10 protein-coding genes are annotated in these 11,954 nt (G+C 42.6%); 5 read left to right on the top strand and 5 right to left on the bottom strand.

Features of this window, described 5'->3' with window-relative positions; genetic code table 11:
• Positions 1–101 precede the first annotated feature (101 nt).
• Positions 102–1,862, bottom strand: coding sequence for a tannase/feruloyl esterase family alpha/beta hydrolase (locus CLV57_RS17060; protein ID WP_100342584.1), 1,761 nt, complete (start codon positions 1,860–1,862; stop codon positions 102–104).
• Positions 1,863–1,998: 136 nt separating this feature from the next.
• On the opposite strand from CLV57_RS17060, the gene CLV57_RS17065 reads away from it, so the two are divergent.
• Both CLV57_RS17065 and CLV57_RS17070 read left to right on the top strand, forming a co-directional pair.
• Positions 1,999–2,370, top strand: a complete 372-nt coding sequence (locus tag CLV57_RS17065; RefSeq protein ID WP_100342585.1) for a hypothetical protein — start codon at positions 1,999–2,001, stop codon at positions 2,368–2,370.
• Positions 2,371–2,501: 131 nt separating this feature from the next.
• On the top strand, positions 2,502–2,693 hold the full coding sequence (locus tag CLV57_RS17070; protein WP_100342586.1) for a hypothetical protein: 192 nt from the start codon (positions 2,502–2,504) through the stop codon (positions 2,691–2,693).
• An 86-nt stretch (positions 2,694–2,779) separates the two neighbouring features.
• On the opposite strand, the gene CLV57_RS17075 is transcribed toward CLV57_RS17070, so the two are convergent.
• From CLV57_RS17075 to CLV57_RS17085, 3 genes are all read right to left on the bottom strand, one after another.
• On the bottom strand, positions 2,780–4,612 hold the full coding sequence (locus CLV57_RS17075) for a M56 family metallopeptidase (protein ID WP_100342587.1): 1,833 nt from the start codon (positions 4,610–4,612) through the stop codon (positions 2,780–2,782).
• A 5-nt stretch (positions 4,613–4,617) separates the two neighbouring features.
• Positions 4,618–4,989, bottom strand: a complete 372-nt coding sequence (locus CLV57_RS17080) for a BlaI/MecI/CopY family transcriptional regulator (protein WP_100342588.1) — start codon at positions 4,987–4,989, stop codon at positions 4,618–4,620.
• Between the two features lie 138 nt (positions 4,990–5,127).
• The gene (locus CLV57_RS17085; protein ID WP_100342589.1) at positions 5,128–5,565 is read right to left on the bottom strand and encodes an energy transducer TonB; all 438 of its coding nucleotides are present in this window, start codon (positions 5,563–5,565) and stop codon (positions 5,128–5,130) included.
• Positions 5,566–5,696: 131 nt separating this feature from the next.
• Here CLV57_RS17085 and CLV57_RS17090 point away from each other — a divergent pair, with 131 nt between their 5' ends.
• From CLV57_RS17090 to CLV57_RS17100, 3 genes are all read left to right on the top strand, one after another.
• Positions 5,697–7,100: an MBL fold metallo-hydrolase RNA specificity domain-containing protein gene (locus tag CLV57_RS17090; RefSeq protein WP_100342590.1), complete on the top strand. Its 1,404-nt coding sequence runs from the start codon at positions 5,697–5,699 to the stop codon at positions 7,098–7,100.
• A gap of 114 nt (positions 7,101–7,214) precedes the next feature.
• Complete coding sequence (locus CLV57_RS17095; RefSeq protein WP_100342591.1) at positions 7,215–8,318, top strand: acyltransferase family protein; 1,104 nt, start codon at positions 7,215–7,217, stop codon at positions 8,316–8,318.
• A gap of 92 nt (positions 8,319–8,410) precedes the next feature.
• A complete protein-coding gene (locus CLV57_RS17100) occupies positions 8,411–11,293 on the top strand; it encodes a M16 family metallopeptidase (protein WP_100342592.1) in 2,883 nt (960 codons plus the stop codon).
• Positions 11,294–11,340: 47 nt separating this feature from the next.
• On the opposite strand, the gene CLV57_RS17105 is transcribed toward CLV57_RS17100, so the two are convergent.
• Positions 11,341–11,922 (bottom strand): hypothetical protein, encoded by a 582-nt coding sequence (locus CLV57_RS17105; protein WP_100342593.1) that lies wholly within the window; start codon positions 11,920–11,922, stop codon positions 11,341–11,343.
• Positions 11,923–11,954 lie beyond the last annotated feature (32 nt).

Genomic DNA, 11,954 nt, shown 5'->3' on the forward strand with positions numbered 1-11,954 from the left:
TTTTCCAAGCTTTCAACATGTTCGCCCTTTTATAGCTTACTGTATACGAGCGTCATATGTAGAAGAATAACCAAGCGCATTCATCTCAAAAATACTTTGGTTTATTTTAGTGATTTCAGATCAGGAGAGGCACTTACGTAGGATGAAGCATCTTCAACGGCCCCGGTAGTATATTGGGGATAATTAGGATAAGAGCATAACAAGTATCCTTTTACATATTTATCTGTCCCGATTTTGCCTTTTTCATCAACAACAAGCGTTTTAGCAGGCGCCTGCTTCTTTTCAACCCATGACACTAACAGGTCCAAGTTATCATCACCATTTGGTGCTGCTATGTTTTTTGCTTTAACACCTTTTCCTTCGCCGTTAACGTTATACCCCTTTCCGCTTAAACCGTGGCCGCCATGCGGTACTACAAACAGGCGGGCAAAGTCATCAACTTTTTGTCGGCCCATTTTATCTATCAGCGATTGATAGTAATCCAGTTGAGCGCCATCAGATGCCAGGTTGTCCATTAAACCACTGGTAATGATCATTTTTCCGCCGCGCTTATAAAATGCAGCAAGATCAGGGTTGGTAGCATCCAGCCAGGTTGATATTTCCTGCCTGCGCTTCGTCCATTTTCCATCTTCAACATAGTCAAGCGAATTTGCTTTCAGATCCTGCATCAAAAATCCGGTAACCCCGGCTATACCAAGGTGGGTAAATAAACGCGCATTATCCGGCGCACCTTCCTGACCTTTAAAACGGGTATTGGCAATTAAACCGAAATCAGCAGGGGAAGTATTTGGCAACCACATACCGAATGATCTAACACCATTGGCCAGTGGTGCTTTCCAGGTATATGGGCTGTACATAAACTCTAAAGTTTTTATTTGCCCGTTGGTAAGTTTAGCATTTACCGATGTATCTGCCGGGTTGGGGTCTAAGCCGTTTGGGGTTCTTAAAGCCTTCCATGGGTCTTTAGGCCCAACGCCGTCCTTTACATTAAATATAGCACGCGCGGCCATATAATTGTTGATCATGCCATCTGCAATACCATCAAGCGCATCGCACTGCCTTAAAAATTCGGCTGTAATAGCTTTAACTTTTGCGAGCGTTACCCAATTATCTAAAGGTTTTTCCTGTATACGAACTAACACCGGAGCTAACATCAGGGTTGAATTGTTCAAGATGGGAACATTGGCTATTATGCCATCATAATCTGCGGGGTAACGTTGCGCAACCGTCAACGCTTCACGGCCACCCTGCGATGTACCTACATAATAATTATATACAGGTTTTTTACCATACACACGTTCCATGATCACCATTGCTGCGTCATGCGTTTTCTTCATTTGCATGTATGCCAGATTCTTCACAGCTTCATCATTCAGCGCCCATTCGTCTCCACCTGCCGGGCCCGTAGCTAAAGGTTTGTTGGGTCCGTTTGCAGGCCCCATGCCACCTGCCTGGTGACCGCTGTCACTGCCGTAAAGTACAAAGCCTTTGCCCAACGCAGTTCCCCTTGCGCTAACACCAATTGTGCCATTCATACCACCTCCACCCTGCTGCATTCCTCTAAGCGACCAATTTGAGGGCAATATCACCCTAAAATTAATGGGCCATCCTTTAGGATCAACCGGCATAATTGAACCCTCAATAATGCCATGCGCTGGCATGGTACCAGTTGCTTCAACCCAACGCGGCTCATACAGCACAACAGAACCAACCGGCTCACCAATGGCCGAAGCAGGGATTGATCGTCCGGCTTTTTCCAGATCAGCTTTAGTAATGGTAATGTTAGACGTATTAATTTGCCCGAATAGCGGTCCGGCTATTAGGATAAATAAAATTACTTTAAGTATAACTGGCTTTATCATGATCAGGATGGAATTGATTTGTAGCTACTAATGTATAGCTTTTTATAAAGACTTTAAATGTCTATTACAAGCCGAAGGATCCGGGTAATTATTACTTAGATTTTATCTTTAAGGTTAAATTTCATAACTTGCAAATATGGCAATAAGCAAGAAACAACAACTGAAGGTTCTTCTGCTACTGGCAGGATACCTTTTTGTTGTGCTTAACCATATCTATTTTGTTAAACCCGAAAAGTATAGCTTTGCAAAATTTGGCCTTAAGATTAATAGGATAACTCCCAAGAATAATGACAAACCGGGCAGCGATGTTACAGGCCTTAAAAAGATCTACAAAACTACTGTTAACCGCAATGCCTCTAATTTAATAGCCAAAGCTTTACACAAACTGTATGTAGCCGAACTTTTGTTCGATGCATCAGCGGTTGTAACAGGAAATTCAGAGTTAAAACCCTCCACCATTCCGGTTTACAACTTGCCGGTAAAACGCTCCTACCATTTAAGGATTTGATTAATTTACGGAACTCATAACCCAACTTTATCCAGTTTTAAAGGATCTCCCTCTTTATTAATTAATGTTTAACACTCCGGTAATTTGGCCTGATTATATTTAGGCTGTTCGGATTTTAAAATGATTTTTTTATGCGTATTGTAGAGAAACTTGTAGAAGGACTTGAGCTTAAATACATTGGCAAAGCATTTGCCGGGCTTAATGAATATGAACCGTTTGTTATTTTTTTAGGATACGACTCACCGGGATGGTCAAACATCTGGGTTAAACACAACGGAAAAAACATCCTCACATCTATATTTGATGTAGCCGTGCAACGGTGATCACAAAAAAGCGCCCTGCAAAAATTCCTGCAGGGCGCTTTTTTATCAACTCCAGTTATTTAATCATTTTGTTGATTTTTAGATGCTTATTCATACTTCACACCATCAACATACATTAAAGGCTTGCTGTTAACGTTGCTGCTGCCGCCCGGCTTTTGTGCGTAAGCAATAACGGGAGTTTCGCCAAAAGCATTGCTTGTTTGTGCATCGTCAAACGCTATTCTGAAATCAATAGGGATGGTATATTGCACCCTTACCGACCGCCCGTTTTGAAAGCCGGGTGTCCATCTTGGCGAGTTGGCAATAACCCTAATGGCTTCTTCTTTAAACTCATCACTTGGCCCCCTTAAAGCCTTAATTTCTGAAAGCTGCCCATCGGCACCCACAATAAAAGTCACAAATACTTTTCCTTGTAAGCCCCTGCTGCGCATCTCTGCCGGGAATTTAAGGTTTTTGGTTAAATAACGTCCAAATGCTGCCATGCCACCGGGGAACTCAGGCGATTTTTCAACGCTTGTAAATACTTTATCATTAGGCAAGGCATCCTCATCTGATAGTACGAAGTTAATTGGCACCGTGTATTGGGTTCTTACTTTAGTTCCGTTTTGAACACCCGGATCCCATTTTGGTGAGTTACTGATCAAACGCACGCCTTCAGCATTCAGGTCTGCAGAAGGGCCGCGCACTGCGCGAATATCTGAAAGTGAGCCATCGGCTTCTACAACAAAAGTTACAAAAACCTTACCCTGTACCCCATCCTCTCTGCTTTGAGCCGGGTACTTAACGTTTTCAGACAGATATTTGCCAAGGGCTGGTAAACCACCGGGAAATGCCGGCGCCTGCTCCACCGAAACAAACACTTTGTTATCAGCCACAAGTTCTTCAACCGTCATATTCTTGTAGGCTTCCTGCTTTAGGTTGTAATTACCATAATAGCCTTTAGCGCTTACTGCAGGCAATACCACCGGTGGCGGAATCTCGTCATTAAACTCGTCGGGGGTAATTTCGGCGTGGTCGCTTATGCCCTCAACTACTTCGGCAACATCAGCCTGTAAAACCTTTTTAACACCATTATTAATGCTTGTTACTGCGGTACTATTATTCACCGTTGCCGATGAAAGTATCATCATTAATATAAATAAGGGAGCCGACAGGCAATATTTAAAAAGCATTATTCGGTGCGACCTGCTTTTTTGCAGCATCATGATACGCTTTTTAAGCATACTCTGGCTGTAAAACGGATTAGCAAGACGATGCACCGGGACATCAAAAGTTTGACTTAGCAGCAGCAGCGCATAGTCGGCCTTGTCAGTACCACTGCTTATCACCTGCATATCTGCAATGTACTCGTGAATGTATTTGATGGCAAAACGGTACAGGTAAACCACCGGATTAAACCAGTTAATGATCATTACCGTTTCAATGATCATTACATCAACCGAGTGCCATTGTTTGGCGTGTACCTGTTCGTGGTTAGCAATGGCCTCATGTTCTGCTGCCTCTTTACCTAAACTTATTTTTTTGAAGAAAGAGTAGGCAGCCGAAGGAGATGGCTTTTCAATTTGCTTTTTAAGCACAATTAACTGCCATAACAAACGCAAGGTTAGAAATAAGGTAACTATTATGTATAAACCAGTTACCATATGCCCTATGGTAACAGAGGGAGCTACAGATTTTGAGCTGTAAACTACAAACTCAGCTCCTGCACTATACAGTGATGATTGGACTTGTTTAGTAATAAACAGATTCTTAACCCATTCTGCTTGTATAAGTGGTATGGCGAAAGACAATAGCGACGCCGCCACCAGGTATATTCTGTTGAGCTGGAAAAAAGTTTCACGTCGCAAAAGCAACGCGTAAAAGGCAAAAAACAGTAGCAGGTAAAAGTTTACCAACAATAAATAATGCCACCAGCTCATAACAATTATTTGCTTTTAAGTTTCTCAATTAGTTTGAGTATCTCATCGGCCTCTTTAAGGTCAATTTTCTCTTTTTTAACAAAGTACGAGAACATGTGCTGTACCGAGTTATCAAAATAACCACTCATCAATTTATCAGTAGCAAAGTTTTGATACTGCTCTTTACTTATTACAGGGTAATACTCATGGCTTTTGCCATAAGCATTATGGCTCACAAACCCCTTCGTCTCCAGTATCCTGATGATGGTTGATACAGTATTATAAGCTGGTTTAGGCTCAGGCAGTAATTCAATTACATCCTTAACAAAACCTTTTTCAAGTTGCCATAAAATTTGCATCAATTGTTCCTCAGCGCGTGTCAGTTCTTTAATTTCCATGATTTTTTTAAGTTAACTTTTATTAGCGGGGTATTAGCTAAATATTCTGTTAACGAATTTATTAGTTAAAATTGACAAATGCAACTCCAATTTATTTGAAGTTGCATTTGTACAGATAAAAGCTTAGGTTTTAATTTTTCAAGATTCATTCATTACAAAGTTGATCGGCACTGTAAACTCTACTCTTACCGGCTTGCCTTTTTGTTTACCGGCTACCCAATTAGGCGAAGCCTTCATCACCCTAACTCCTTCTGCAATTAATGTTTTAGAGGGTCCGCGTAAGGCTTTTACATTTGATACTTTACCATTTGTTTCAACGATAAATGACACAAATACTTTTCCCTGTACGTTATTCTCCCTATCAGCAGCCGGATATTTTACTGCTGACGCAAGGTATTTGCCCAATGCCTCTAACCCGCCCGGAAATGAAGGAGCAGTATCTACAGATGTATAAACATTTCCTTTTTTTTGCGGAGGTTTAGGTGCATCCGGCTTTTTTGACTGCGCATTGGCGCTAAATGCGAGTCCTGTTGCACATACCAACGCAATTGCAACCGCTTTTTTTAATCTTCTCATATTGTTAATTTTTAGTTCGTTAAATCTATAACGAATTTATTAGTTTGAAATGAAATTTACAACTATTTTTTTAGTTATTTTAAAATGCAAACATTTAGCCCTAAGTTTCGCTTTCTATCCAATACCTATTTATGGAGATAATTTTTCACGGAGCTGCACGCAACGTTACCGGCAGCAAACATTTAATAAAACTTGATAACGGCACATCCATACTGCTTGATTGCGGTATGTTTCAGGGATTAGGCGAAGATACCGATGGCCTGAATGAACATTTTGGTTTTAACCCTTTAAAGGTAGACTACCTTATTCTGTCGCATGCGCACATTGACCACTGCGGTTTGATACCGCGCCTGGTAGCCGAAGGCTTTAAAGGCACCATATTTTGCACACCGGCTACAATGGACCTTGCACGGATACTATTAATGGATTCGGCACACATTCAAATGCAGGATGTGGAGTACAGCAACAAACATCGCGAGCGTAAAGGGCTGCCCCTGCTTGAACCTTTGTATACGGATGAGCAAGCTATGGAGGCACTCCGTTTATTTAAAATAGTTGAATATGGAGAGCACTATGCCATTACGCCCGAGATAAAATTTCATCTTACTGATGCGGGACACATTTTAGGCAGCGCGGCTGTGCATTTGGTAATTAATGAAAATGGCAAGGAAACGCGTATTACTTTTAGTGGCGATGTTGGCCGTTATGGCGATCTGCTGTTGAAAAATCCACAGCGTTTTCCGCAGGCCGACTACATTTTAATGGAGTCTACCTACGGCGATTCATTACATAAAGATATTGGCCCTATTGAAGATGCCTTGCTGGATATAATTAAGCAAACCTGTTTGGTAAAAAAAGGCAAGCTCATTATTCCAGCGTTTAGCGTGGGCCGCACGCAGGAGCTTCTATATGCTCTAAACGGCCTGGAGCTGAAGGGCGTATTGCCCGATGTGCCTTATTATGTGGATAGTCCGCTATCAGAAAAAGCTACGCAAGTAATTAAAAGTCACCCGGAGGTGTATAATAACGGCGTTAAGGAAGTGATGAAAATAGACGCAGATCCGTTTGCTTTTAAAGGATTAAGCTTTGTGCCATCTACCGAAGCATCCATCGCCTTAAATAAAGATGACCGCCCCTGCGTTGTAATCTCAGCATCGGGCATGGCCGAGGCAGGCCGGATAAAGCACCATATAAAATATGCTATTGAAAATCCTAAAAACACTATTTTAATGGTAGGCTATTGCGAACCCAACTCGTTAGGCGGGCGTTTGCTGCGTGGCGAAAAGGTGGTGCATATTTTTGGTGATGAATATGATGTAAAAGCTGAAGTAGCGGAGATACGCTCTATGAGTGCCCATGGCGATTATGAGGACTTGCTGCATTTTTTAAAATGCCAGGACCCTACTAAAGTGCGTACACTGTTTTTAGTACATGGCGAATATGAGGTACAGCAGCATTTTGCTGAAAGGCTAAAAGCCAACGGCTTTGCACACGTAGAGATACCACATCAGCATCAAAAGGTAGTGTTGGAGTAAAATCAGTAACGTTGCGTTGTGCAGTGATTCGCTAAAAAGTGCATCACTGCACAACGCTTAAAACCAGTAATCGGCATTAAAATAAAATTGTAGCTTTACCTAAACCAATAAACAATGCCCGTAGCTACAAAAACCCGCCTGCTCTCGCTCGATGTATTTCGGGGTGCAACGGTCGCTGCCATGATATTGGTAAACAATCCCGGCGACTGGGGGCACATTTATGAGCCGTTGGAGCACTCTGCCTGGAACGGCTGCACTCCTACCGATCTGATCTTTCCTTTCTTCCTATTCATAGTAGGTGTATCCGTCGTATACGCCATGGAAAGTAAAGCTGAGGTAAAAACCAATCACTCAAAAATGCTGTGGAGCGCCTTGAGGCGTATGGTGATACTCATTGCCATAAGCCTGATAACGCAATTGCTGTTTCATCCGGGTTTTGCGCATCTGCGTTTTCCGGGAGTACTACAACGCATTGGTGTGGTGTATTTCATCGGCACTGTACTCTTTATTAAAACAAGCCAGAGAACGCGGGATGTGCTCTTTGCCGTCTTGCTGACAGGCTATTATATTGTAATGGTGTGGATACCAGTACCCGATACCGGCAAACCCAGCCTCGACCCCGAAACCAATATGGGCGCCTGGGTTGACCGGGTGGTGTTCTCTACCAACCACTTGTGGTCTGAATCAAAAACCTGGGATCCGGAAGGTTTACTGGGTACGCTACCTGCCATTGCTACCTGTTTGTTTGGTATACGAGTAGGTAGTTGGTTAAAACGCAAAGACCGCGACGATGCTGTTAAAGTAAGCTGGCTGTTTACTTATGGTATAGTAGCAATAATTGTTGGTTTAGTGTGGGGCTTGTTCTTTCCTATTAACAAAGCTTTATGGACCAGTTCCTTTGTGTTATATACGGGCGGTTGGGCTACGGTTACTTTGGCTTTGTGCTATTGGGTGATAGACGTGCACGGCCATAAAAATATTGCCACATTTTTTGTTCCACTTGGGGTAAATGCCATAACTGCTTATGTACTGTCAAGCTACATTCCGCACTACATTACTAACAAGCCTTATTTTGGTGGTAAAAGCCTGTACAAAGTTTTATTTGAACCTTACTTTCAGTTGTATGTTGGCTCGGCGCTTAGCGGGCTGTTATTGGTGTTTATTATATGGGGTTTAATGTACATTTTGTACAGGCGTAAAATTGTGATAAAGGTTTAAGTGCCAATTTGTAAAAAAGCCGCTGTTAAAAATAATTTTTACCTAACCCTTTCGTTTTTGCATCTTTAGCCCTAATTATTTTAAACTTTGATATGAATTTCAAGCATACCTTTTTTTTATCGGCAGCGGTGTTGTTGGTTTCCGCAAGTGGAACGTTTGCCCAGGTAAAGAAAAAACCTACACCTTCGCCAAAAAGCAAGCCCGTATCACCCGCGCAGCAAATAGCGCCACAAGCATCAGCTTCAACGTCAGCAGCCCAAACACTGCCTGTAGATCCTCAATTAGTTAAAGGCACGCTACCTAACGGTTTCACCTACTACATACGCAGCACCAAAGCAGTACCAAAAGTTGCAGATCTGTTATTGATTAATAAAGCGGGTTCCATACAAGAAACCGATGCGCAACGCGGATACGCTCACCTGATAAGTCATTTAGCTTTAAAGGGCACAACCAATTTCAGTAAAAGTGACCTTTCTGCCTTTACAAAAAATTACAAGATCATCATCAAACCTGATACCAACGTAATGACAGGTTATGATGAAACCGTATACCGCCTAACCATACCAGGCGACACTGCCGATGTTTTAAATAAAAGTTTGAATTTGTTAGCCGGCTGGGCAGGTAATGTCAATTTTGACGCTGCCGATGTGAATGATGTAAAAAATGCCGCCTTGGCCGAACTAAAAGCTGCTTCATCTTTAATGAAAACCCGGCTTGACAATGCTGCATTACCTGTTTTGCTCAACAAATCGAGGTATGCGCAACGCAATCCGAAAGGAGAAGAAGCTACCATTGCCGCCGCTGATGCATCGGCATTAAAAAGTTTTTATACAGATTGGTATCGTCCAGACCTTCAAGCCATTGTAATAGTTGGCGATGTGGATGCGAAAAAGATTGAGGGCATGATCAAAACTATTTTCGGCAACCTTAAATCTCCGGCAAACCCTAAGCCGATTATCGCGTACCCTATAGCACCTGTTGCCGGCACTACCGTTCAATTTGCTACCGATAAGGATCTTCCATACGTAGTTACACAAGTAATTATCAAACATCCGCAGGCCGTTGTTAAAACCACAGCCAACTACATGGAGAATGTAAAACTCAACCTTTTTAACGAGATGCTGACCCAGCGTTTTGAAGAGTTGAAACAGCAATCCAATTCTCCTTTCATGTTTGCTCAGGCTGGCTACAGCAGTTTCATCAGCAAACAGGATGCATTTGTTGCCATGGCTGTTGCAGACCCTCGGGGTGTTGAACGAGCTACAAAAACACTTGCCGAAGAGATTGAACGTATACGCAAATTTGGCTTTGTTGCAACCGAACTTGAACGTGCCAAGCAGAACGGCCTTGCCCAAATTGCTTATGAGTATGAGCAACGCGACCGTATTTTACCGGGAAATATTGCTACTGATTATCAACGCAATTTTTTATCTGGTAACGCAGTAACCGGCACAAGCTTCAAGTACAACTTTTATTTGGATAACATTGGCAAAATAGACTTGGCAGCAATGAATGCCCTTGCCGCTAAATTATTGACTGACCAGAACAGGGTTATTTTGATACAGGCACCTGAAGCTGAAAAAGCCCAATTACCTACCGAGCAGGCTTTACGCTCATGGTTTACCGGTGCAGGCGCCAACCTCTCCGCTTACGAAGATAACGCGAGCAATCCGCTCATGGAAAAGCTTCCTACTCCCGGAAAAGTGACCAGCATAACTACAGATAGTACTTTGATGGTCACTAACGTTGTTTTATCAAACGGCGTTAAGGTATTGCTGAAGCCAACCCAGTTTCAGCAAGGACAGATCATTCTGAATGGTTTTGCCTTTGGTGGTTCGTCTCTTGCATCCGATCAGGATTATGTTTCGGCAGATCTGGCTGCTAAGGTGATAAGCATGAGCGGAGTTGCAGGTTTTAGCCAGACCCAATTAGAAGGAATATTGCGAAATAAGGGCGTGAATGTTGCTCCATATATTAACGATGTTACCCATGGCTTTGCCGGGTTCTCTTCGGCAGCTGACTTTGGCGAGGCGATACAGTTAATGCATCTGTATTTTACCCAGCCACGCAAAGATGCAGCCGCGTGGGACAGGCTGATATCGCAAACAAAGGGCAGTTTGGTTTTGCGTGGCGCAGACGAAATATCTATATTTCAGGATACTGTAGCTGCGCTATTAAGCAACTACAACAAGCGCGGCATGACCACTATCATACCACAGCTTAACACAGCAAGTTTAGATAGGGCATATCAGTTTTATAAAGACCGATTTTCTAACGCGGCTAACTTTACATTTACGTTTACCGGCTCGTTTACAGTGGAAGCTATTTTGCCATTCCTTGAAACCTATTTAGGTTCGCTTCCAACCAAACCGGGAACGGAGACATTTAAAGATCTGGGTGTACATCCGGTATCAGGAGTGGTTAACAAAACTATCACAAAGGGCAGAAATGATAAAGCCATAAGCCAGTTGATATTTAGCGGAACATATGATTATAATGATGCCAACAATATTGACCTGGATGCCATAGAAACTGTATTATATCTTAAAGTTGCGCAACGATTAAATGATACAACCGGTAACAGCCAGGTAAGTGTAAGGTCAAATTACAGCAAGATACCCAGTAGCAGATACAAGGTTACAATTGATATTGAATGCCCGGTTGCAGACCTTGACAAAGTAACCAACGTTGTAATGGACGAAATAAACAAGTTCAAACAGACCGGTGCTTTGCAGAAAGAACTTAACACATTCATACTGGAAGAGGCTAAATCTACGCAATCGCAAATGCGCCAAAATGCCTTTTGGAGCAGCGCAATGAACGTTACCGCGCAAAACGGAGATAATCCGCACAAGGTGTTGCTACGTGCGCAAATGCTGCAGCAATTAACCATAGCCCGTACCAAAGAGGCTGCCAGCAAATTCCTTAATCCGGCTAATTTGATAAAAGTAACGCTGCTGCCCGAAAAGAAATAAGTAAACGTAATTTAACAACAAGGCCACCCAAAAGGTGGCTTTGTTAGTTAATACATATTAATACGTGCAGAAGCTGTGTCGTTTGGCGCAAATATGCTGATGGCTGTGCATCGCCTGGTAAGCGGGTCAACTTCAAAAGCTATTCCTTTAGCTAAATCAGCATAAAAGCTTCTGGGTTTGCGCTCAACATTATAAACGCTGCTGTCCCCCAGCGAATACTTTTTTCTAATGCTGTCGGCCAGCAATCCGGTATTGATGCCGTCGGCTGTTTTGTAATTAGGATCTGTTATTAATACTTTTTTGATGTGCAAAATATTTTCATCTGCCATACCCATATTGCGGTGTCCGTAAACACTTGTACGGTAGCCGGCAGCATCATGCTTTGCAAACCATGTATAAGCTGCTCCACCCATGGCAGCATCGCTTTCATCAGGATCTCCTGAGAGCTTACTTAGGGTTTGCATATCTTCACCCAGTTTCATATCACCTATGCGTTTACCGGGTACTATCATCAAACTATCATTAACTTCATTTACAACGGCTTCTGTTTTTGCACTTTCCGGCTTATCGGGAGGTGAGCAGGCAACCAAGCCTGCAAATGCCAATATTATTAAACAATACTTCTTCATTTACGCATAACAAATACTTTAGTTATTTTGTT

This window comes from Mucilaginibacter auburnensis (assembly GCF_002797815.1).
In the GTDB taxonomy this organism is placed as follows: Bacteria; Bacteroidota; Bacteroidia; order Sphingobacteriales; family Sphingobacteriaceae; genus Mucilaginibacter; species Mucilaginibacter auburnensis.